Here is a 22468-nt window from a genome sequence, read left to right as displayed (position 1 = left end):
GCTCCGCGGCACTGGTCAGGGTGTGGTAGTTGAGCGGCGCCTTGGACGAACAGGCGGCCAGCAGCAGGGGCAGAGCCAGGCAGGTCAGGCGCTTCATTGCAATTTTCCTTTGGCGGGATCGCGGGAGCCCGGTTCGAACTTGGGCGGCGGATCGGTCACCAGACCGCGGATCAGGGATTCCGGATGGCGGCCGAGGTAGTCGCCGAACACGCGCAGGGAGCGCGCCATGCGCTGCATCTCTTCGAGCGTCTGGGTCAGGTTCTGCTGCACCGGCGAGTCGGCACCCAGACTCTGGCTGGCGCTGCCGGTGAGCTGCTGCACGCCCATCAGGGTGGTGGTCAGCTGCGGCAGGACGCCCGCGTTGAGCTGCTTGAGGGTGCCGCTGAGCTGCGCCAGGCTGGTGTCGAGATTCTTGCCGATGGAATCGAAGGGGATCTTGTCGATCTTGTTGACGATGCCGGCCATCTGCTCCTGCAGGCGATCAAAGCTGCCGGTGACGGTGGGGATCGACAGCGGCTTGGCCTGGGGATCGAAGGCCACCTTGGGCGCATTGGGCACGAAGTCGACGGAAATGTAGAGCTGTCCGGTCAAGAGGTTGCCGGTACGGGCCTGGGCGCGCAGGCCACGGGCCACCCAGCCGGCGAACAGCCTGCCGTCGCGGTCCTTGGTCTCGATGCGTTTGCCGACATCACCCAGCCGCTGGGGATAGATGACCGCGCCGACGATCAGCGAGAAGCGATCCTGGGCATCTTCGTAGTCGGGGGTCAGGGAAACTACCCGGCCGACGTTCATGCCGAGGAATTCCACTGGCGCGCCGGTGGCGAGGCCACGCAACGACTGCTGGAATCTCATCCGCACATAGATGGGCTCGCCATCCGGCGGGGCCAGGGCGCTGGTCTGGTCGTCGAACAGGGTGAAACTCTGGTCTTCCTGGGCCGCCTCGGGATCCTTAGGCCATTCCGGAGTGACGAAGGCGATGCCGCCCGCCACCACCGTGGCCAGCGACTGGGTATTGAGCTTGAGTCCGGAGGCGCTGAGCGAGACATCGACGCCGCTGGCGTTCCAGAAGCGGCTGTTGGCGGTGACGAAGCGGTCGTAGGGCGAATCGACGAAGATCTGGGCGCTGACGCCCTTGCCATCCTGGTTGAGGTGGAAGGACACCACCCGGCCGACCTGGATGCGCCGGTAGTAGACCGGCGAGCCGACATCCAGAGAGCCGATGTCGTCGGCGGTGACGATGAATCTCTTGCCCGAGGCGCCGTGGATCAGCGCCGGCGGCTGCTCCAGGCCGCGGAAGTCGCGGTGGGACTCGGTGGAATCGCCGATGTCGGCGCCGATGAAGGCGCCCGACACCAGGGTGTCGACCCCGGAGACGCCGTTGACGCCGAAGCGCGGTCGTACCACCCAGAAGCGCGCGTCCTTGGTGGCGAAGCCCTCGGCGGACTTTTCCAGTTCGATGGTGGTGATCACCCGATTGCGATCCGGCGCCAGCTGGATGTCGCTGACGGTGCCGATCACCACGTTCTTGTACTTGACCTGGGTCTTGCCGGCTTCCAGCCCTTCGGCGGTGAGAAAGGTCACCGTGATGGTCGGTCCGCGCGAGGCCCAGCTGTGGATCACCATGGACAGCCCGATCAGGGCCGCCACGATGGGCACCAGCCAGATCAGCGATACGCTCCAGCGACTGCGGCGTACCTCGGGGGTAGGCGCCAGGGCGTCGGGTTCATGCCTGTCCGTCATCGTTCACCTCTGCATCCCAGGTCAAGCGGGGATCGAAACTCATCGCGGCGAGCATCGTCAGCACCACCACGAAACCAAAGAACACGATACCCAGGCGCGGCGCCGCCGAACTCAGGGCACCGAAGTGCACCAGCGCCGAGACCAGGGCTACCACGATCACGTCGAGCATCGACCAGTAGCCGATCAGCTCGACGAAGCGATAGAGCCGGGCGCGCTGAGCCATCGCCCAGTCGCTGTGTCTCTGACAACTCACCAGCAGGGTGCCGAGCACCAGAAACTTGATAGAGGGCACCGCCACGCTGGCGATAAAGATCACCAGGGCGACGCCCCAGGAACCACCCTCCCAAAATTCGATTACCCCTTCGAGAATGGTGCTTTCTGCACCCTGTCCGAGAGCACCGGTAAACATCACTGGCAGGGTGTTGGCGGGGATATAAAGGATGAGCGCGGCAATCAGGTAGGCCCAGGTCCTGGCGTAGGCGTTAGGTTTACGCCGGTGCAGCGCCGAGCCACAGCGCGGGCAGCCAGCCTTGTGCCGGCGCGGCGCCGGGCAGACCTTGCCGCAGACGTGGCACAGGCACAGGCCCATCTCGTGAGCACGAGGCGGCTGGGCTCGTGAATTCAAGACTTGCACTCCCGACGGCATCCCATAGCGGGTGCAGGTCGCGTTTGGCGATGATCAAGAGGACCACCATCAGCCCGACCATGCCGAACAGCCCTAGGCCCACCACCACGTGCAGCAAGCCGGCCAGCTTGATCATCGCCACCAGGGCGCCGAGCACAAAGACCTCGATCATGCTCCAGGGCCGCAGGTAATGCAGGATCACCATGGCCGTGGCGAAACCGGGGGCACGACGTCCGGCCTGGGCGAAGCCGAGCACCCAGAGCAGCAAGAGGATCTGCAGCAGCGGCACCACGAACAGGGTTATGGCCACCACCAGCGCCATGGGGCCGGCGAAGCCGCCACACATGGCCGTCACGGATTCGAGCAGCGTCGCCTCGCTGTGTAGACCGCTAAAGCTCAACTGCAGGATGGGCCCGACATTGGCGATGACGAACAGCACCGCCGCAGCGACCGCCAGGGCCAGCAGCCCCTGGATGTCGAGGCGGCTGGCGCGATAGAGCAAGGCGCCACAGCGTAGGCAATGCGCCCGCTCGCCCGCCGCGAGGGGCTCGAGGCGATGCACCGAATCGCAGTGCTCGCAGATCACCAGGCGCGTATCGGCAGCAGACGTGGAAGAAGATAGGAACGGGGTCGACATGTGGCTACCTAAATAGCCCTTCTGGACGAAAGCATGGGGTTAGACACCTAGGCTTAGTTCTTACCGGCAGGCGTGATAACTGTAAGCCAAGCAGCGCAGCATTTTACATACATTTTCGCACGTATGTTAATTTGCTGGGCAAAGAGAGGCTTTAGATGAGCGCCTTAGGTCTACGTTATGCGCGCCGGCCTCGACCGAAACACAGGCAATATCCAAGCCGCCCCTGCCAGGCTAGCGGTGAACCCATGCGTCTGAACGTGAACTTCTAAAGGCAAGCCCCCGAACATGGGATCGCCCCTGAGCGGTTGCAGGAGCTGAATTGAAGCTGGCGCATCATGCTGCATAGCGATGGCCTTTGGCATCACGTCACCCATCACTTCGATGAGGCACTTGAAGTCAAAGCGCTTAGGCGTTCGCCTGTTCAGCCACAGCGCGATGGCATCCGGTTCCTCATAGCTGTACCGAAAAATCCGCTCCCTTGGGCAGGTATGGGCGGATCAGACCATTAATGTTTTCGTTGCTACCACGCTGCCACCGGCTGTGCGGAGCACAGACGTAGACCGCCACGCCGGTTTTTGGGGTGATTTCAGCATGTCGTGCCGTTGCTCACCCTTGGACGTACGTCATGCTCTTGCACATCGTCAGCGGCATCCCATTGAGCGCGGCGCTGAAGTCCTCACTGCGGTACTCAAACCGCCGACGCTTCTGACCCAGCTCCATCAGCTGGGCGTGTCGATATCGCCTTAATATAAAACTGACCTCTAACGCCAATGCCATTTTGATCCTTGAACGCTTATGGCAGCTGCCGAGATGCTGGAGGCAAGCGGTGAAAATTAGGCTTTCGGCAAAAAAAAGCATGCGGATTGAGGCGTACGCGATGTTTGTGGAGGTCGACCGCGTCTAAAAAGCGGTGAACACGCTAGTGTGTTTGTTGGTTGCAAAGGGTGGCAGCGGACGTTAGATTTTGCCTGTCGTGGTCAATCCCACGACCGGGCGTGAGAACCTGGAAGTTGTCCAAGGTGCGGTAGCGTCATAGTGCTTAGCCAGTATTTGCATACTGCGCTAACGCTCCTCTATGGCGGGCCGTGTGAGGCAGGCGTTTGCCTGGCCGGTTCCCTTGGACGCCGGATTCTCACCCTTGCACGGTCCGCCTCCTATGCTCGTGAGAAGGCGGGTAGGCGGTTCCTTAACCTGTCCAAGGAGTAAAAGGAAAATGCCTCGTCCTCCTTTCAAGCCCGGGCTCCGCCTGGCCTACCTAAAAGCGTGTTCTACCTCCTGTATGGAGGTACGTCATGACTAGTCGCACCAGCACCATTGTGCCTTTTCCAACGCCTCCGCTTCGAGCGCGCCAATCCGACTTCCAGCTAGATACGCCGGAAGCCGAAGCGGAGTTGCACGTTTCAGTGCTGAACGATCTGTTAGATCAGTTGGCATCTGATGCAGAGGGGAAGGGGGAGCTTCGCCAGCAGTTGCTTGCGTCGATGATGCGTGAATTGGTTGACGATGTTGTCGTGCTTTACCGCCAAGCCCTGACAGAAGCGAGATATTAACTACAGCTTCACCTGAAGACGCTGCACCTGTTGGGCCGGTTAGGACTGACAGGTGCGCTTGTCTTGCCCACTGAAGACGATTAATTCGGCGTTGCGTTTATGCTCATGGCGTCGGGGCGGCTCTATCCGTTGAGCAAGCAGATGAGCCTAGAAGGTAGGGCCATCTTCTCAGGTACTTTGCACACAGCCTGCGAAACGGCTTGTCGGTTGCAACTGGGTGCATCGGGCGTTAGATTTTGGCTGTCGTGGTCAATCTCACGACCGGGAGTCGAAACCCGAGTTGTCTGAGGGCGCGGAAAGGCGCCATAGCGTAGTGGTCTTTGCGATGCATCGAGCACTGCGATTCTATGGCGGACCGTGCGGGGCAGGCTTTTGCCTGGCCGGTTCCCTCGGACGCCGGTATTTCGACCCCCGTACGGTTCGCCACCCTTACCGAGTCGAAACGGTATGAGTGGCTCTTCAACCTGTCCGAGGAGCATGCCGAATGCACCGACTTCCTTTTAAGCCCGGGCTCCGCCTGGCACATCCGACTACCTGTCTTACCTCTCGCATGGAGGTGTGCCATGACTAGTCGCACTAGCACCATCGTTCCTTTTCCAGCGCCTTCGCTTCGAGCGCGCCAGCCCGACTTCCAGCCGGAAGCCGAAGCGGAGTTGCATGTTTCAGTGCTGAACGATCTGTTAGATCAGTTGGCCTCTGATTCAAAAGGTGAGGGGGAGCTTCGCCAGCAATTGCTCGCGTCGATGATGCGCGAGTTGCTTGATGATGTTGTCGTGCTCTATCGCCGCGCGCTGACAGAAGCTCGACATTAACAACGCTCTTAAGCAATGACGCTGCACCTGTCAGATAACTTAGGGCTGGCAGGTGCGCTAGCTTGGCCTACGGAGAATCAGCAGTAGAGCGTCCGTAAAGACAACAGCGGAAGTTAATCACCGGCAGCAGTGACCGATGATCTAAGAGAAGACGTTCGGTTTAAAACGGCCTCGCTCAGCGAAAAATCAACGATTGGTGAACCGCACTACCTGTGCGAGCCCCATCACCTACGGCGACAGCCACGTTACCGGCAGCGACTGCCACATCGCCACAGGCAAACACGCCTGCAACGCTGGTTTTCCCCGTATGATTTACCGTGAGGAAGTCTCCCAGGGGGCGACTTTCAACCGCAAGACCAAGCTGGCCGATCAACGGGTTTGTCAGATGTGTGCGCGATTGGACGAACAGCCCAGCGAGAGAGACCACTCGACCGCTTGCGAGCGTCAGGTCTAACTGCTCTCCCCCGATGGACCGAACCGGCTCCTGCTCCAGCGAAACACCACGCCGGGCAAGCTCCTCGCTTTGATCCGCATCAGGCTGAAAGGCGTCGTTGAGGAACAAGGTTGTTGGTCCCCAATCGGGCAATATCAGGGCCTGATGCATAGCCAGTGGCGAACTGGCCAGGACACCAATGTCTCCCCTGTCTAGTTCATACCCATGGCAGTAGGGGCAATGGAAGACCTGTCGCCCCCAGCGCTCAGCCAAGCCAGGAGTATCTGGCAACTCATCGCTCACACCGGAAGCCAGAATCAGCCGATGGGCGCTGAACGTGTCGCCATCACTCGTGGTGACCGTGATCACCTCGAGATCTTTCTCTGCTCTTACCGCAGCCGCTTCATGCCAGGTAACGGAGGGATAGGCCAGAAGCTGCTGCCGTGCTTGCTCTGCAATCGCATCAGGACTGCGACCGTCTTGCCCTAAAAAACCGTGGGACGCAGCCGCGAATCGGTTTCGGCGTTGTGCCGCATCAATCACCAATACAGTGCACCGCGCCCTGGCCAGTTGCATGGCGGCGGACATACCGGCGTAGCTGCCACCCACGACGATCACATCGTAGATCATGGAATCAGGCCTCTAATAAATTTCAGGAAACAACATAAGTTACGTGAAAGGACAAATCAAGCTCTTGTAACTTTTGCTGTGTCGAGAGATGCTGGGCGGCTTGAATGAGGCTTTCTATCCATGAGAAATGACACCCGCCTATCACGGATGTTGCATACGCTGATCCACATGGCTCGTCATGAGCTACCCGCCACGTCTGATACTCTGGCGCAGATGCTGAGCACTAACCCGGTGGTGGTCCGCAGAACGATGGCGCTGCTCAAGAAACAGGGGTATGTCCGCTCCGAAAAGGGTCACCGCGGAGGGTGGATGCTGGCAAAGCCACTTGCAGAGATCACACTGCTGGATATCCACCAGGCGCTCGGGTCGTCGTCGATTTTCGCAATAGGCTTGGCTACGGATCATCCTGAATGTCTGGTCGAGAGAGCCGTAAACAATGCGCTAACAGAGGCGTTCGATGCCGCACAGGCCTTGTTGCTGACGCGCCTGCGAAGGATCACGCTGCAGCAGCTAGCCGATGATTTCGGGCGGCACGCTGAGCGGCTCGAGACTACCAAAGCGTAACGTCTTCATGCGGCGCACCTGATCCTCACAGCTATTCTTGCGTAGAGTAAGGTGATAGGACACTCGTCATACGTTTATCGTGCTTCGCTCGATGGGCTGACCGGTAAGGGCGCCGTGTGCATCAGCAACGCTCATTGTCCTGAGCCGTAAGATAGCGTTCCACGTGAAACGTGTCGTAGTCGGGACTGACAGTCACTGCCTTGAACAGCCAAACATGTTCATCAGAAATGCATCTTGAACGACCCGGCGGTGATTGCGGCCGTCAGGCTGACACGATCGCGCTAACAGTTACGAAGCTGACAACGGATAGGCTGACCGGCAGCATAAGATCCACGCATCCTGGCAGCGGCGTGAGCGCAAGAAAGAGAGCTTTTACGCGGTGATGAAGGTAGTCCTATTCCCACTGAATGTTAGCGGCGCACCTTGCGTCGGACTAAGCCGTCAATGACGCCCACGAGCAGGCTCAGTATCAGCACAGGTGCGGCCTGAAGCAGCACCAGGCTTCGTACGCCAACGCTAACCGCACTGTAGCGGACCACCGACAAAGCATGTTTTGGCCACGGACCTTCCATTGAAGGTAAACGTAGAATCTTGTGGCCAAGGATGCTGAGCGCGTGTGGGAGCGCGCGATCTAGCTGGATCCAGCGGATAGATAACGCGGCAAGCACCGGTGAGCGCTTGGTCTATAGGCACGTGAGCAAAAGAGGCTGCCATCGATCTAATCAAGACGTGCTGGCAAGGTCATGCAGCTCTTGCTCATAGAGCACTTGCGCGTGCCGAATGCGATTACTGATCCGTGCCTCGATATCCGATAGAGTCTGGGTATAGGCCTTAGTTTGAACGTTAGCGCTGCCGCCTTATTGACCAGAGGGATGGCCCATCCCATAACAGCTTGTTGAACATCAGGATAGCGGTTGATGGTCGGCAGGGCTTTGCCCATATAATTTCGGATTATTCCGCATCCGACCTGAACCCATGCCTGATTCAATAGATTTCATTGCCTCCGCAAAGCGCACCATAGATATAGAGCGAGCAGCGTTGGCTGCTATGAGCGCCCGCGTTGAAGAGAGCTTCTCCAAGGCCTGCCGATTGCTGCTCAATTGCCACGGTCGCATCGTCGTCTTGGGGATGGGTAAATCCGGCCATATCGGCAACAAGATCGCTGCGACACTGGCAAGCACTGGCAGTCCGGCCTTCTTTGTGCATCCGGCCGAAGCCAGCCATGGCGACATGGGCATGATCACTCGCGACGACGTCATTATCGCCATCTCCCAATCGGGTACCTCGAGCGAAATCCTAACTTTGCTACCGCTGATCAAACGCCTGGGTGTTGCCCTGATTAGCTTTACCGGCAACCCCGCCTCGCCATTGGCCAAGGCTGCAGACGTCAACCTGGACACCAGCGTCACCACCGAGGCCTGCCCGCTCAATCTAGCGCCCACCTCTTCCACCACCGTCGCTCTGGTGCTGGGTGATGCCCTGGCTATCGCCCTGCTCGAAGCCCGTGGCTTCACCGCAGAAGACTTTGCCTTCTCCCATCCGGGAGGGGCCCTAGGTCGCCGCCTGCTGCTTAAGGTGGAGAGTGTCATGCATGCCGGCACCGACCTACCGCGGGTGAGCGAAGACGCGCTGGTATGCGATGCCCTGCTGGAGATGTCGCGCAAGGGCCTAGGGATGACCAGCGTGCTGGCCGCCGACGGCCGTCTCGCCGGCATCTTTACCGATGGCGATCTGCGCCGTGCCTTGGATCGCGGCATTGATGTTAGAAGCACGCCCATCGCAACCGTGATGACCCGCGATGCTCGAACCGCCACCGCCCCGATGCTCGCCGCTGAAGCATTGAAGATCATGGAAGAGCACAAGATCAACGCCCTAGTGGTGATTGATGAAAAGCTGTGCCCGATCGGTGCCCTCAACATAGGTGACTTGTTGCGCGCTGGGGTACTGTAAGCCAGCTTATATTAAGTGGCTAACGCGCCGAGCATTAGGCCGGTGCCATCGATGAGGTAGTTTTGATAGCACATTATAAACGGCACGCTACGGTTACCGGTGGCGAGCGGCATGATGCTATAGGTATTTCTTGAACGACCCCATCACTACACTGGCTACCAGCGCCAATGTCGTAGCGGTTGCAATCACGAAGCCACTTGGAGATAGGGAAAGTGGAAGCACGAGGTACATAAACCCTGGCAGCAGCGTGAGCGGAAGGAAGAGGACCTTCGCGCGGTGATGAAGATAGCCCGATTCCCGCTGTACGTTGAAGCGACGCACTTGCCGTCGGACCAAGCCGTCCACGACTCCTACGAGCACGCTCAGTATCAGCAAAGGCAGAGCCTGAAGCAGCAGTAGGCTTCGTATGCCAACGCTCAGCGCGCTGTGCCGGGCTGCAGATAAAGCCTCTTTTAACCACGAGCGTTCTTTTACCCAAGGTAAGCGCGGCGTCTTGTGGCCCAGGATGCTGGGTACGGCTGAAAGCCTGCCCTGCAGCTCGATCCATGGGTTGGATAGCGCCGTACGCTGTACTGAGCGTTTGGTATCTAGCCACATACGGGAAATAGACCGCCACCTATCCGCCCAAGGCGTGCGGGCGAGATCGCGTCGATCCTGCTCGTAAAGCATTTGCGCATGCTGGCTACGGATATCCGGCCAAACGAGCAACATGCCAAAGCCTTCCAGCAAAAGCCGAAGTAGCAGCGCGGCGCACAGCAGGCCCAGGACCGTAAAGGGCAGTAGTAGAAGCTGCGTAAATCCTCCGTAACGACGCGGCCAAGCGTTTACGGCTTCACTCATGAGGAGATGCCTCCGCAGCCGATGTCGCCGGTGGCGCTGGGGGGGGCCGGAGTGGTGAGTCTGATTCGCCAGATTGCTCAGCCGTCTTGGGTCCGAACGGGTGCTGGCGCATGGCAGCAGTCAGTGCGCGAAGATCAGCCGGTAAATCATCATCGGCGTCTGGTAGCGGTAAGGGCATGCGCACCTTCCACAGCGCACCGCCTTCAAGCAGCGCAAAGCACTGCCCCTTGGGTAACGCGACGAGATGAGCAGGCTCAATCAGAGGCCGGCGGCTGCCCACGAGCTGATCTTGAGTGCTAGAGGTGAAGGCGCTGGCGGCCTGTGGATCAGAAGTGTCGGTGACGCTACTGGATTGCGTGGGTGTATAGACGTCGACCTGTGGGAGTTGGCGGGTCAGCAGTTCGGCCGTGGCTGTTTCGCGTACCCGCAGCATGAACAGGTTGTTGAAGTTGCCAATCACCTGACCTGCCTTGGCGCGATTACCTAGCCGCGCCTCGATATCCGACAGGGTCTGGGTATAGGCTGTCACCTGAACGCCAGCGCCGCCGCCCTTGTTGACCAGGGGGATAAATTCATCGCCCATCAGTTCGTTGAACTCATCGGCGTGCAGATTAATGGTGGGCTTGGTGCCTGGCTTGCCGCCGGGTAATCCGCTGTCGACGCCGAACTTGTAGAGGTGTCCCGCCACCGAAACCAGATCCGCGAACATGGAATTGCCTACGGCTGCGGCGACCTCGGCATCGGACAGGGCATCCAGGCCCACATAAACAATGGCGCGTTGGCGAACGACTTGCAGCCAGTCGAAGATCGGCCGCGGATCTTGCAGATCCTCGTAGTCCGGCGAGAGCAACTGGACGATTTTGCCCGTGGTGAGCTTCTCCAGCAGGGGTAGGAGGGAAGCCACGATCTTGTCGAAGAAGCTGCGCTCGTAGCGTACGGCGCTGCGCAGGCCATCGAGCACTGGATCGAAGTGATGCGTATTGGAAAGGTACTGCTCGAGGGCAACGACCCGGATCTCCCGCCCAATCATGTGTCGCGGCAGATTACGGTTGTTCAGTCCCGCCTCAAGCTTGAGGATCGCCTCCCACGCTTCGGGTTCGCGTGTGGCGAAGTAATGTTCGGCGTACTGAATAAACAGCGCATCAATGTTGATGACATAGCGCTGGATCAACCGATAGTCAGGGCGCTGACCTAGCTCTACCAGCGCGCGAGCGATGATGTTGACGAAGCGCCAGGCAAACTCGCGAAAGGCGGCGCTATCGCCTTCACCGGAGAGTTGCCCGGCAAGACGAGTAGCCACCTCGGAGATACGGCCAAAACGGCCCACGGCGTTGTACCGAGCCGAGCTGTCTGGCCAGCCTAGGTGGAACACCAAAAACTCCTGCTCACGGCCGGCGCGCTTGGCTTCAGCGTACATCCGCTTGAGCAGATCTGCATCGCCTTTGGGATCGAACACAATGACCACCTCATGCTCGCCCTGCGCATTGCGGCGGCGGATGTCCTGCGCGATGAAGAGCTCGGCCAGCCGCGTCTTGCCGACCCGCGTGGTACCCAGTACCAGCGTATGGCCCACGCGCTCGTTCAAGGGTAGGCAGACGTCTTGTTCGTCAGGCTCGACGCCATGCAGGCGGGGCAAGCCGCCAATGGCGGCTTGAGCCAGGTGAGCGCGCCGCGAAGACTGTTTGAAAAGGTGTTGGATAAGGCGGTCGTACCGGCTTGGCTCGACATAGCGGCGGCACTGCGGCAAATAGGTCTCGAGCAAGCGTTGGGTATGCCGCGCCTCCCAGCGAAACCCACGGCCGATGAACAGCGTCTGCGTGCTGACCGGTATCGCAGCGCTGGACAAGGTGTAGGCAGGTAGCCGCTGGAGATTGCGTCGGTAGCGCAGGATGCGATGAGCCTGAAACAGCCGTACGGCGCCGAGGCATAGGAATGCCGTTGTAGCGAACGAGGCCATTGGGGTCGATAGCCCGAGCGTTTCGGGAGTGAGTGCAACAAGGCCAGCCGCTAGCATGCAGGTGACAACGCTGTACAACTCCACGGCTGGACGAAGCCAGCGCTCATAGCCGGTCGGATGGGACATGACCTGCGCTACCGGTCATTCGCTATTGGCAGGAGCAGCACAGGGTAGTGGTGCAGCCCCAGGCGTTGGGCGAGGTCATCCCCCGAGGTTGGAATGAGGGGGAGGTCGGGGGCCAGGCGCCGAAGTTTGGCCAAAGCCGCGGCAGTGTCGACATTCACCACCAGGCCGATGGCCCGCTGCTCCTTCAGCCGCCGTTGCTGCTGGCGCAGCCACTGACGTGAATACTCATCATCCCCGATGAGAAACAGAGGGCTAAGCCCAGGTGCCTGGAGCGCTCGTGTCGAAGCTTCGCCGGGAAGCAGTCTTTGTGATCGCACCGGTAGCATTGCGGCCTCAGCCTCATGAGCATCGGCAGAAAAAGGCGTCACAGTGGCCGTGCGTGGTGGAGCTGTTCGTTTGAATGGCTCGAAGTACGGCTGGGTGGAAACACCTCCCTCGTGACCCACCACGATGAGTGGGTCCGCCACTGCCTGCAGGGATAGCCATCCCGTACCGAGTACGAACAGCGCACGTTTTCCGAACCCGGCTCTCATGGCAATCCTCCCACCTGCAGTCCGTTGGCTACCTGACCCTGTAGGCGATCCAGATGCGCCTGGACGAGGCGCTGATAGCGTGCGGCAAGGGCACCACCGGCCGGGCGGTGGTAGCGGCCCATGGCAGATGGCCAGTCAGGAGCAACTGCGCGCTGCTCGACGAGGATCGCAGCGGCAATCGCAAGGTTTTGATAGGGGTCTAGCAAGTCACAAGGGTGGGTGACGCGATGGCGGTGGTAACCCAGGTTGATCTGGCCGAGACCTACGTCGATTTTGCGGTCTGGGGTAGTGTCCATGGCCTGCAACAGGCCGGTGCACGCCGTATGGCGATTGGCAAACCGCTTGGCCTCGCCAGCCACGTTCAGGGTCCAGGGCCACGGCACTGACCGTCCTTGCCAACGTCGGCCGCTTTCCTGCAGTGCTATGGCGTACAGAACCAGAGAGGGAACGCCGGCTTGCTGGGCTGCAAGCTGATAGGCCGGAGGCGGCAGCTGAGGTTGCGCCCAGGTGGCGACGCTGGCCAAAGCCGACAACAAAAACGCCAGGCCAGCGACTGCTCGACGGCGCCTTGTTGGCGTGGCTACTGTCGCTGCCATTGTCCATTCACCCGCTGTGCGACGACGGGCAATTCGCCGGCAAGACCCAGCGACTGAAAGCGGCCATTGTCATGGTTGAGGGTGATGGTCCGCTGCTGAACGCGCGTGGGATCCAGGCGAGCCTGACGTGCCCAACGCCGTAGTCGTGCGTCATCGCCTTTGCTACCCACCAGGTACAGGTCGAAGGCCCGACCCTGTGCCTGCAACTGCCGGACACGTTCAAGGCAGGGCGGGCAGTCCGCTTTGACGAACACGGAAAGGCGCGCTTCCTCTGCCACCTTGTCATCCTCGAGCGTGACCCGCTGCAAGTCAGGCGCAAGGCGCTGCCAGGCAGCGTCGTAGGCGCGCTGATAGGTCAGCAGTTTCTCGACGCGTCGGGCCTCGGCTCTGACCTGCAACTCCGCATAGCGCGCACGCTCTTCGTCACTGCGCGCCTCGATACCCAGGGCAGTCAACGGGTCCAGGTGCGGCGCGTAGATACCTAGCGGTCCCTGCATCAGCTCGCGATAGCGGACCCATTCATTGGCCTGCAGACCCCATGCCTTGGCCTGTGCGTCCTCGCTCAGCACGAGGCGGCTGTGTTGGGTCTCGCTCCAACGCGTCTGGTCGTGGTCGGTGGGCGCAGGAGCTGCCTGAACAGCCTGAAGTGAGCTAAGGACCAGGCTGAGCAACGCGGTAGCGGGTAACCGTGGTGTCATCGCGTGTCTCCTCCAGGCAGTGGCATACGCCGCACCTGGCCATTCACCCGAAATGTTGCGGTGTCCTGGCTCAAGCCCGTGAGCTGCCAGTGGCCCAAGGACTCGCCCACGCGAAGTAACGTGACGGCCTTGAGCCCTTGCTGATGAGCAGGTAACAGGGACAGGAAGGTGTGCCCGCCACGTTGCTCTGCACCGAGTAGCTGAAAGGGCGGCTTGGACGCCTTGGCCTTTGGGGCAGGTCGTGCCGGTGTTCGGCGCTTCTCGCGAGGCGCCGTTGCTTGGTGCATCAGGGCGTGCAACTGAGCCTCAAGTCGGTCAGTGCGTTGTTGCAAGGTCAGCACGTCCGCAGCCTGGGCATGCTTTTCTTGTTGCTGGACAACGGCAGCCAGGCTGGCTTTAAGGCCCTCACGTACCGCGCTTAGCTCGGCTGGGCTGACCAGGCGCTCTGGCGTTGGCAGGGCATCCAATCGGGTGGTGAGGGTGGCCATATCTGCCTGCAGCGCATGAAGGTTCGGCTGGTCATTGTGTTGCGCTAGTTGCTGACGCAGGCGCGATTGGCCCACGTGGTCATGCACGATCATGATGCTGAGTGCGAGTAACCAGGCGGCGCCGCCCAGGCGTTGTAGACGATCAGCACGCATGGCCAGAAAGGACGCTCGCCCCCTCACGATGGCCGGCCCTCGGTTGGATGGGTGGGCGCAGGTGCAAAGCACACATGCCGAGCGAACGAATCAACCTGTAGCGTCCAGGCAGGGCCTGCCAGAGTCTGCAGGGCGTCACGCAGCGGCAGCGGACCCAACTGCAGGTGTGCGGCCGGCAAGGGCAGCGCATAGAGCTGAGCCGCCTCTTGCGTCTCGCACAGCGAAAAGCCGGAGCGGATCAGCACATAGCGCAGGGCATCGCCCACGGTATGGTCGGCGCCGGCAGGGATGGAAACGTCCACAACCTGGCGCATCAGATTACGTTGAGCAAGTTCAGGTCCTTGCTCGACCAGGGTGTAGCGCCCCTGGCGGACAACCAAAAGATCCTGTTCCGGCATGGGCGCTGGCGAGCGCACAAGAGGGGTGTCGGACAGCGCGCTTGCTGGGTCGGATGGCAGTGGGGTGCAGCCTTGGAGCAGTAGGCCCAGAACAGCCCCGGTGCAGGCAGGGATAAGGCAAGCGGTGGCGTAGGATGCGCGCATGGAAGACTCCCGAGAAGGCGAGTCCCTACTTTCCAATGCAGGGCCGTCTGGAGGCTGCGATTAAGGCGTACTGGGGCTTTACCAGTTTTCGCTAGGTGTTAGCTAAGCGCGTCTGTTGCGAGCCGTGTGGTAGCTATCCCCTAGGGATAGCTCCGGGATAAGCCTTACTGGGCTATGCGAAATTTATCTAAGAGACGCGATTTATCTTGGGTCCCGTCACCTATCCCCAGGAGATAGATCAGGTCCGCGACTGCACTGCAGCCCATGCAGGAAGCCAAGATAGTGAGAGGTCTGCATCCAGCATGAGTCCTGGAGCTATCCCCAGGGGATAGCTTCCGAAGGACAGTGGCGCTGACTTGAGTACCGGAGATCCCGTTACCACGACCCCATCTGGGAGTTCTCGAGCTATCCCCTGGGGATAGCTCAGCAAGGAGGTGCGTGGTCGGTCATGCCAGGACCGTTTTTGTTGATCTGCCCGTGTGCGGGATGACCTGTGCCCTCGGCCGGTGAGCTATCCCCTGGGGATAGCGTCCCGTGGAGGGAGACGCAGCGCTGATCGCAGTTGATCCAAGTGAGCCCGACCTACCTCAGGATTTCGCGACGTCTGGCACGCCGCACGCGTGGGTGGCGATTCGGCAGGAACGATCGGGGTCAGCTCAGGCGGCAGCGGTGGTGGGGTAGGCATAGACGTAGACGCTGCAGCGCGATTGAATTCGCCACGCAGGGCTTTCTGGATGATGCCGAACAGGTAGCCCGCTGGATTGCGAACCGCAGAGCGTTCGCACCGGGCTGCCCATTCATCGAGAATCGGCTGTCGCTGTGCAGGCTCCACGAGCTTGAGTGCTGCCAGAGCGCCGGACTGTTGCTCGCGGTCAAGGGTAAGAAAGCGTGGGGGTAGTACGAGGTCGTTAGACTCAGTCATCTTCGTACGTACTAATTCTTTATCTACTTTACGTACAGTACGGTCTGCCTTCGGATTCCGAAGGGTGTCGTCAGAATCAGGGATTGCCCCTGCTTCGAAATCCGAAGACGGTGCGGGCGTACTGTCTTCGGATTTCGGGATTTCAGGGTCCGTTACCGCCAGTACGCCTTTGTCCGTCCAGCCCTGCTGAGCGAGACGTTGAGCAATAATCTGCAGGCGAGTGGGAAGGCTCCGCTGATTGACCTGCGGATCTTCAGTTACCTCCTTTAGCACCTGTCGCGCGACCACCTGCACTGCCTTCGCCGCGTGGCTCAGCGCCTGGCTCACCAGCTTCAGATAGTCCGGATCCAGCTGGATTGCTTCGAACGGCGTGAGAGGCTCATCGTGCAGGACATAGAGGTTGCCCTGGATACGGCCGGTGTGAGGATCACGTTGTCGCCTGACGAGGCTCAGCCAGCGCGTCAGTCGGAGGAGGGCTAGAGCGCGGGCTACGGTTTCATTGGACGCTTGCGCGGCGCAAGGCATAACCGCCAAGTACGGACGGAGCCGATCGTAGGTCGGAAAGGCTGTCAGGCCGCTACGATCCAGCAGCAGGTGCAAAACCTGCCAGGTGTTGCGCTCTAGCGGCGTCAGGCGCCGATCAAGCAGTAGCGCGCGCGGTAGGCTGTCGTGGCGGTTACCGCTGTAGAGGAAACCATCCTGGGGTGTGCCGTCTGCTTTTGGGGATGGTTTGAGAGTGCGCAGGACGTCATTGAAGACAGCTGTCAGGGGCGCGGGACTCGCGCGTCGCAATGCCGCGTGGGCCATGCCTACACTCCCTGTTGACCGGTCCAACGACGAACCGACGACCAGAGAACGGCCAGCGGTACTTCATACGCCTCGGCAAGCTCCATGGCCAGCTCGAGCATGGCGGTTTCGTCCTCGGTTGATAGCCCTCGCTGCGCCACCTCGGTTTTCCATTGCCGCCAGAGCGCGGCGTCCTGCGCATCGTCCAGCGCGGGGTAACGGCCTTTGCGCTTGGGTAAGCCCAGCACCTTGCGGCGTAAGGCAACCTCTTGGTGGGTGAGCCCGAAGCGGTGACTGACCATCTCGCTGCTGCTACCCAGGCGCAGCATGCGATCAATCTGCGCGATCTCCTGACCCACATCGGCAGATTGTCCGAGCAGACGTTTGATCACGTCGCGATTAATCGACACCGTGCACCATGAGACTGGCGCGTTCACCAGAAGGCTGACCAGGTCCGGCTGCTTTAAGGCGGCCAGCTCCTCCTCGTCAAATCCCATCGCTTGGCAGCGGCGAAGCTCGCCGTGATGTAAGTGGTGCAGGGCTTGGGTCAGTACGGCTTGGTTCAGAGGGTGGCTGGTCGACATGACAGAGGTTCTCGGAACAGTGCACAGGATCAAGAGAAAGAACCGGCCTCTAGGCGGTTGAGGCGACGGGTGTGGCGGATGAGCCGGAATAGCAGTGAGAGCGCAGGTCCACTTAGTGGGGCGATCTCGCCCGCCTGACCCTGCAAGAGCGCGCCGAGTCCATCGGCAAGGACTGCGCGGTCGACCAGGGGTAGCATGTGAGCGGTGCCGTTGAGCGCGTGAAGCAGGAGCAACACGGTACGCGCGGCGGGCTGAAGGGCATGGGCATCGCTCGGCCACGTACAGGAGAAGCCCAGGTGGCTTGGCTCGGAGATCACGTAGGGCTCGACACCTGCGTCTCGAGCCAGCTGCTGCGCAAGGTGAGCAATCTGCTCCCGCAGGTGCTCAGGTTGGGTGCGCACAGATTCAGGGGGCGTCGCATGGCCGCTGGATTTATCCCTGCCCAGAGAAGGTTGAGCCATGTGGGACTTGTTTCCCGGCTGCGCGAAGGGCTCACCGGTATGGCGGGCAATTAACTGCTGAATGGCCATGAGCCGTGGAGTGGTACCTGAGCCGGGCTCATTAGATGTCTGCCCCGGTGCGTGCGGACCGAGCGGTGGCGTTTGCGAGAGCGCACGTTGGCGCGTTTCCTGATGATCGATGTCCAGTGCCAGCGCCTCGTAATGCATCCCGAGCGCTGCTGCCATTTGTGCGATCAGCTCGTCCTGTACGCGTCGTGGGCAAAAGTGCTCGCCCGCAGAATCAAATTGCGCCATTACGTGTTGGAACAATTCGGCAAAGGTGTGGCGCTCGCAGTGGTTTGCCAGACGCTGCCAGGTACGTTCGCAAGCCCGTCTTAGAATCGCAAGGCGCTCCACTTGATGCCGTCCAAGGCCGGCGTATAGCACGGTAGGTATGGCCGGTAGCAGATAGCGCAACGCTTCCTGCATGCGACTGATGTGGGATTGGCGAACGGGATAGCCATCCGCGTTGAGGCGCCGTGCCAGTTCGGATTGGGAGAGGGTGCGTCCGGCTTCTTGCTCGTAAAGCGCTTGCGCCCGCTGGATGGCCTTGGCGCGTTCGATGAAGGTCAGGCTGCCACGGAGTTCATTCTCGGCTAGGTGGCCCGTCAGTGCCTCCAGCTCGCCACGCTCGGTCCACGGACGATACCGGCAAGTCAGCCGGAAAAAGCGCTCCTCACCGGTTTCGGCATAGAGCTCGCGCAGGATCGACAGGCGCGTATTACCTCCGCTGTAGATGATGTAGTGAGACTCGCCAGTACGCCGCGTGATGACAGGTACGCTGTCCAGACCACGCTCGCGGATCGAGGCCTTGATCTCGTCATAGGCCGGATTCCTTACCGTACGGGGGTTATGATCAAAGGGACGCAGTTCGTCGAGGGTGACAATCCGTAGTGACTCGTAAGCCGTTCCTGCCTTGTACGTTTCGGGCTCGAGAAGAGAATCTTCTACCTGGCCAGCTTGCTGAGCCTTAGCGGGAGCACCCTGTCGAGATGAATGGGATTCGGCATCGCCGGAAACTGATCGAGCCAGCGGGTCAAGCGAGTCAGGTTTGATCGGCTCGTCAGAGCCGGTGGCTTCATGAGGATACGTGTGCATGGCAGACGTAAGGTCAATTGAGTAGGGGTGAATAGGTCCGGTCTCCGTGGCCCCTGCAAACGGTGCCACTGTCGGTGGAAACGCCCTCATAGCGCACGACCGACAGGAGATACCAGGGTTAAATCGCTTCTGGCGCTCTCCCTAAACCGACTGCTCGATATGCAGTCTTGCCGCTGCCCGGGCAAAATGACGTTCTTTTGCGACGGCGATGAAACAGCGTAAGTGGCGCAGTTCCACCGCCTTTCTCCTTTAGTCAGTGTTTAGAATCGAGATAGGTGTGATGGGATGCCGTGCCTTTCTGGCGTAGCAGGAACAGTTGGGCAAAGGCGCCAAGCGTGGCTACGCCGGCAGCGTAGAGCGCCAGATTACCGACCGGTTGTTCGAGCAGTAGAACGAACCCGCCTGCAGCCGCACCAAGAGCGCTACCCAAATACAAGGCTGATTCATTCAAGGCCACTGCAAGGTTGCCATCACCATGGTGCTGGCGCGCCTGTATCAGCTCGTTGTTCTGCGGTACCTGCAAGGCCCAGCCGACTGCGCCCCAAGCGGCGATGGGCAGCATGACAAGCCAGTGATTCCACTGTGCGGTTTGAGGAAGAAAGAGCATAGACACGGCGAGGATGACCATGATCGCCAGCGTCAGCACCGCACCACGAACGCGATCAACCAAGGGGCCAATTAAGAAACTTCCTAGTACACCTCCAATACCCCATACCCAGAGATAGGGCGTAACAGAGTGGATACCACCGTAGGCAGGGTCGGACAGCAGAGGGGCGATGAAGGTATACATGCCGAGGCTGGATACAGCCGCTAGCAACGACACGAGCAAAATGGTCAGGACTCGACCATCGCCGAGCATGGCGAGTTTTTGGCCAAGGGAGCTGGCGGTCGCCTTGGGTAGCTCTGGCAGACGCAGGTAAAGGCCCGCCCAGCTCACAGCGCCCAGGAGCGTGATCAACCATAGAGCTGCTTGCCAGCCCCATTGGTCAGCCAATAGCAAACTCAGAGGTACACCAAGGACCACACCGCTGGCCATGCCGCCCAGAATTACGGCGATACCTTTGCCGCGGCGCTCCGGAGTAGAGAGCGATGCGGCGGCAGCAATGCCCATGGCGAGGTAGACACCGGCACCGATACCGGCGATTGCGCGGCAAACTACAAGCGTCAGAAAGCTATCAGAAAGGGCGCTTCCTGCGTTCGCAAGTACGAAGACCAGTAGGGCGAGTAACAGTCCAGTACGTTGCCGGTTGGGCGGCACAAGGGCGACGAACACAGGCGAGCCGATGCCATAAGCAAGGGTAAAGGCGGTAACCAGTTGGGCCGCCATGGCCACTGACACTGAGAGGGAGCTTTGGATGAGCGGGATGAGCCCTGCTGTCACATAGGAGGCCATCCCAAGGGCGAATGCGCCCAGGGCGATGAGATAGGTGGGTGAAGTACGATTTGAAGGCATGACAAAGTCCTCACGGAGGTGAGTCGGTAAATAGGAAGTGAAGAGGCGACGCGGCGGTCGCCCCAAGTAGCTAGAAAAGCTCGACGCTGACGTCGTACTCCCGCAGCCAAGTGTCAAGCCCGACCGCGAGTTCCATACCCATGCGGTCATACATAGGCGAGTGGGCGCCAAGGGGCCTTTCTAACGCTGCCTCTACACGGGTGAAGTCGAGGAAGGGGCGGACGGGCGCATTCGAGTCTTCCCGGATAGCGGCTAGGGCTCTGCGTAGCCCCTGCTCGTAAGCGGGATCTTGCGTCGAGGGGTAGGGGCTCTTCACGCGCTCGACGATGGACGCTGGCAGAAGGTCGCGTGTCGCCGCGCGCAGAATGCTCTTTTCTCTACCGTCGAAGGCCTTCATCTGCCAGGGAATATTGAATGCATATTCAACCAGACGGTGGTCGCAGAATGGCACTCTTACTTCCAATCCAACCGCCATGCTCATCCGGTCCTTGCGATCTAGTAGCGTCTGTACAAAGCGGGTCAAGTTGACGTAGCTCATTTCCCGCATCCGGCGATCACCGGCAGTCTCACCCGGCAAGCCGGGCGCTTCAGCAATAGCCTGCGAATAGCTGTCCTGCAGGAAGCTGTGCATATCCAGATGGTTTAGTAATCCTGGATCGAACAACGTCTTGCCGTCGAAATATTTTTCCGTCACGGAAGTCAGCCAGGGAAAAGTGCGCGCTTGGATGGCAACTGGATCGTGGAACCAGCGGTAGCCGCCGAACACTTCGTCTGCGCTTTCTCCGGACAAGGCGACAGTAGAATGCCGTCGGACCTCTTCAAAGAGTCGGTAAAGCGACGGCCACATATCGCCCCAAAAGGCGGGGGGTAGGTCCAACGCTCGGATAACCTGAGCCCGCAGTTGCGGATCGGCAAGTTCCCGACTGTCGAGGACGACCTCGCCATGGTGGGACTGGATCTGCTGCACAAAGTCCGTCACGAAGGGTGCATCGGCCGTGCCTCGAACAGCATCGCTTGCGAAGCCCTGGCCATGATCAGCGAAATCCAACGAGAAAGAGCGGATGTTCTCTTTTCCCGCTGCAAGCAGCTTGCGCGATGCCAGCGCTGTGATGATAGAAGAGTCGAGTCCGCCTGAAAGCAGGCTACACAAGGGCACATCCGAAACGACCTGACGCTCAACTATGTCTTCGAGTAGATCACGCGTGTGGCCAATGGTCTGGTCCAACGAGTGCTCGTGCTCCCATGCTTCAAGCTTCCAGTAACGCTGCCGTTGCAGACCACTCCGGGCAATCCTGACCCATTCGCCGGGGAGCACTTCGCGCATGCCAGCAAAGATGGCCTGCCCTGGGGTTTTCACCATCTCAAGGATTTCACGCAGACCGTCTGCTTGAATCTTGCGAGGTACCAGAGGGTTCGCCAGCAAGGCTTTGGGCTCGGAGCCAAAAATAACGCCATCGGCAGTCGGAAAGTAATAAAGCGGCTTGACCCCCATCCGGTCACGGACTAGTAGTAGTTCTTGCTTGCGTCTGTTCCAGATCGCGAAGGCGTACATGCCATTGAGTCGTTCGACGAAGTCATAGCCCCACTCCAGATAGGCGTGTAGGACTACCTCGGTGTCGCTGCGAGTTTCGAAATGATGTCCGAGTACTTGCAGATCACGCCGGAGGTCCTGGAAGTTATAGACCTCGCCACTGTAGGTGATGGCTACCGCCTCAGGGTCGCGGCCGAAGGCCGCCGTCATTGGCTGGCGACCGCCTTCGAGGTCAATGATGGAGAGGCGTCGATGTCCGAATCCAATTGGTCCATCAATCCACAGGCCGCCCGCGTTAGGTCCTCGTCGCGTCATCGTTTCGGTCATGCGCTGCAAGGTAGAACGCTGGAGGTTAAGATCTTGGCTGAAAGACAGCCAGCCAGTAATGCCACACATTGTGTAGTGGTCAACCCATCCCGGACAGTGGGTTAAGTTTTTCTTCGGCCACCGCAGGCGGTAGCCCATCGTTGAATTGATGCGGCCTGATCCAGTTGTAGCGGTGCATCAGGTAATGACTGATGTCCCGTTGGGCCTCCTGAGCTGTCAGGTAACCGGTCTGTGGAATCCACTCCGATTTCAAACTGCGGAACAATCGCTCCATCGGCGAGTTATCCCAGCAGTTGCCCCGGCGGCTCATGCTCTGTTCCATCCGATATCGCCACAACCGTTGCCGAAACAGGCGGCTAGCGTATTGGCTGCCCTGATCGGAATGAAACAGTA

General features: G+C 60.0%; 21 protein-coding genes and 3 pseudogenes. 4 read left to right on the top strand and 20 right to left on the bottom strand.

All coding sequences use genetic code 11. From position 1 onward, the window contains the following. Positions 1-93: 93 nt before the first annotated feature. The 4 genes and pseudogenes from BMZ43_RS22560 to BMZ43_RS22545 form a co-directional block, all read right to left on the bottom strand. Positions 94-1740: a PqiB family protein gene (locus BMZ43_RS22560; RefSeq protein WP_017639461.1), complete on the bottom strand. Its 1647-nt coding sequence runs from the start codon at positions 1738-1740 to the stop codon at positions 94-96. Next, positions 1724-2386, bottom strand: coding sequence for a paraquat-inducible protein A (locus tag BMZ43_RS22555; RefSeq protein WP_093256968.1), 663 nt, complete (start codon positions 2384-2386; stop codon positions 1724-1726). The genes BMZ43_RS22560 and BMZ43_RS22555 overlap by 17 nt, the downstream gene beginning before the upstream one ends. Beyond that, positions 2376-3002 (bottom strand): annotated as a pseudogene (locus tag BMZ43_RS22550) (paraquat-inducible protein A); the annotation flags it as partial. The gene BMZ43_RS22555 and the pseudogene BMZ43_RS22550, both read right to left, overlap by 11 nt. Positions 3003-3316: 314 nt before the next feature. Continuing rightward, positions 3317-3680, bottom strand: a pseudogene (locus BMZ43_RS22545) (IS30 family transposase); the annotation flags it as partial. 614 nt (positions 3681-4294) lie between these two features. Here BMZ43_RS22545 and BMZ43_RS22540 point away from each other — a divergent pair. Next, complete coding sequence (locus BMZ43_RS22540) at positions 4295-4552, top strand: hypothetical protein (protein WP_093256869.1); 258 nt, start codon at positions 4295-4297, stop codon at positions 4550-4552. A 563-nt stretch (positions 4553-5115) separates the two neighbouring features. Beyond that, positions 5116-5364, top strand: coding sequence for a hypothetical protein (locus BMZ43_RS26280; RefSeq protein WP_143075320.1), 249 nt, complete (start codon positions 5116-5118; stop codon positions 5362-5364). A gap of 175 nt (positions 5365-5539) precedes the next feature. Here the strand turns inward: BMZ43_RS26280 and BMZ43_RS22530 are convergent, their stop codons facing one another. Beyond that, positions 5540-6427, bottom strand: coding sequence for an NAD(P)/FAD-dependent oxidoreductase (locus BMZ43_RS22530; protein ID WP_093256859.1), 888 nt, complete (start codon positions 6425-6427; stop codon positions 5540-5542). Between the two features lie 120 nt (positions 6428-6547). On the opposite strand from BMZ43_RS22530, the gene BMZ43_RS22525 reads away from it, so the two are divergent. Beyond that, positions 6548-6991, top strand: coding sequence for an Rrf2 family transcriptional regulator (locus BMZ43_RS22525; RefSeq protein WP_093256856.1), 444 nt, complete (start codon positions 6548-6550; stop codon positions 6989-6991). Between the two features lie 410 nt (positions 6992-7401). Here the strand turns inward: BMZ43_RS22525 and BMZ43_RS27520 are convergent, their stop codons facing one another. Continuing rightward, positions 7402-7563 carry an IncC plasmid conjugative DNA transfer DtrJ family protein gene (locus BMZ43_RS27520; RefSeq protein WP_371913902.1) on the bottom strand — a complete coding sequence of 54 codons (162 nt, stop codon included), beginning with the start codon at positions 7561-7563 and terminating at the stop codon, positions 7402-7404. Between the two features lie 403 nt (positions 7564-7966). Between BMZ43_RS27520 and BMZ43_RS22520 the strand changes: the two genes are divergently transcribed. Continuing rightward, complete coding sequence (locus BMZ43_RS22520) at positions 7967-8941, top strand: KpsF/GutQ family sugar-phosphate isomerase (protein WP_093256852.1); 975 nt, start codon at positions 7967-7969, stop codon at positions 8939-8941. Positions 8942-9058: 117 nt separating this feature from the next. Here the strand turns inward: BMZ43_RS22520 and BMZ43_RS22515 are convergent, their stop codons facing one another. The 14 genes and pseudogenes from BMZ43_RS22515 to BMZ43_RS22450 all read right to left on the bottom strand — a co-directional run. Continuing rightward, positions 9059-9781: an IncC plasmid conjugative DNA transfer DtrJ family protein gene (locus BMZ43_RS22515; RefSeq protein WP_093256847.1), complete on the bottom strand. Its 723-nt coding sequence runs from the start codon at positions 9779-9781 to the stop codon at positions 9059-9061. Further along, positions 9774-11864, bottom strand: coding sequence for a type IV conjugative transfer system coupling protein TraD (gene traD, locus BMZ43_RS22510; protein ID WP_093256843.1), 2091 nt, complete (start codon positions 11862-11864; stop codon positions 9774-9776). Before traD ends, BMZ43_RS22515 begins: the two co-directional genes overlap by 8 nt. Before the next feature lie 8 nt (positions 11865-11872). Next, entirely contained in the window at positions 11873-12397 is a 525-nt protein-coding gene (locus tag BMZ43_RS22505) for an integrating conjugative element protein (RefSeq protein WP_093256838.1), read from the bottom strand. Then, complete coding sequence (locus BMZ43_RS22500) at positions 12394-12993, bottom strand: transglycosylase SLT domain-containing protein (RefSeq protein WP_093256834.1); 600 nt, start codon at positions 12991-12993, stop codon at positions 12394-12396. Before BMZ43_RS22500 ends, BMZ43_RS22505 begins: the two co-directional genes overlap by 4 nt. Continuing rightward, positions 12978-13691: a TIGR03759 family integrating conjugative element protein gene (locus BMZ43_RS22495; protein ID WP_093256829.1), complete on the bottom strand. Its 714-nt coding sequence runs from the start codon at positions 13689-13691 to the stop codon at positions 12978-12980. Before BMZ43_RS22495 ends, BMZ43_RS22500 begins: the two co-directional genes overlap by 16 nt. Next, positions 13688-14332 (bottom strand): hypothetical protein, encoded by a 645-nt coding sequence (locus BMZ43_RS22490; RefSeq protein ID WP_143075318.1) that lies wholly within the window; start codon positions 14330-14332, stop codon positions 13688-13690. Before BMZ43_RS22490 ends, BMZ43_RS22495 begins: the two co-directional genes overlap by 4 nt. Positions 14333-14355: 23 nt before the next feature. Continuing rightward, entirely contained in the window at positions 14356-14874 is a 519-nt protein-coding gene (locus BMZ43_RS22485) for a PFGI-1 class ICE element type IV pilus protein PilL2 (protein ID WP_177344851.1), read from the bottom strand. Positions 14875-15385: 511 nt separating this feature from the next. Then, positions 15386-16603 (bottom strand): STY4528 family pathogenicity island replication protein, encoded by a 1218-nt coding sequence (locus BMZ43_RS22480; RefSeq protein ID WP_093256819.1) that lies wholly within the window; start codon positions 16601-16603, stop codon positions 15386-15388. Positions 16604-16605: 2 nt separating this feature from the next. After that, positions 16606-17166, bottom strand: a complete 561-nt coding sequence (locus BMZ43_RS22475) for a DUF2857 domain-containing protein (protein WP_093256814.1) — start codon at positions 17164-17166, stop codon at positions 16606-16608. Between the two features lie 29 nt (positions 17167-17195). Further along, positions 17196-18764: a ParB family protein gene (locus tag BMZ43_RS22470; protein ID WP_177344850.1), complete on the bottom strand. Its 1569-nt coding sequence runs from the start codon at positions 18762-18764 to the stop codon at positions 17196-17198. 147 nt (positions 18765-18911) lie between these two features. Beyond that, positions 18912-19001: pseudogene (locus tag BMZ43_RS22465) on the bottom strand (LysR family transcriptional regulator); the annotation flags it as partial. 16 nt (positions 19002-19017) lie between these two features. Continuing rightward, positions 19018-20217, bottom strand: a complete 1200-nt coding sequence (locus tag BMZ43_RS22460; protein WP_093256806.1) for an MFS transporter — start codon at positions 20215-20217, stop codon at positions 19018-19020. A gap of 70 nt (positions 20218-20287) precedes the next feature. Beyond that, a complete protein-coding gene (gene asnB / locus BMZ43_RS22455; protein WP_093256800.1) occupies positions 20288-22144 on the bottom strand; it encodes an asparagine synthase (glutamine-hydrolyzing) in 1857 nt (618 codons plus the stop codon). A 10-nt stretch (positions 22145-22154) separates the two neighbouring features. Next, positions 22155-22468, bottom strand: a 314-nt coding sequence (locus tag BMZ43_RS22450) for an integrase core domain-containing protein (protein ID WP_143075317.1), incomplete at its 5' end; no start/stop codon positions are given.

This window comes from Pseudomonas sp. Snoq117.2 (genome assembly GCF_900110545.1).
Classification (GTDB): Bacteria; Pseudomonadota; Gammaproteobacteria; order Pseudomonadales; family Pseudomonadaceae; genus Chryseomonas; species Chryseomonas benzopyrenica.
The sequence above is the reverse complement of the archived record's forward strand: the minus strand, read 5'-3'. Positions and strand labels throughout refer to the sequence as shown.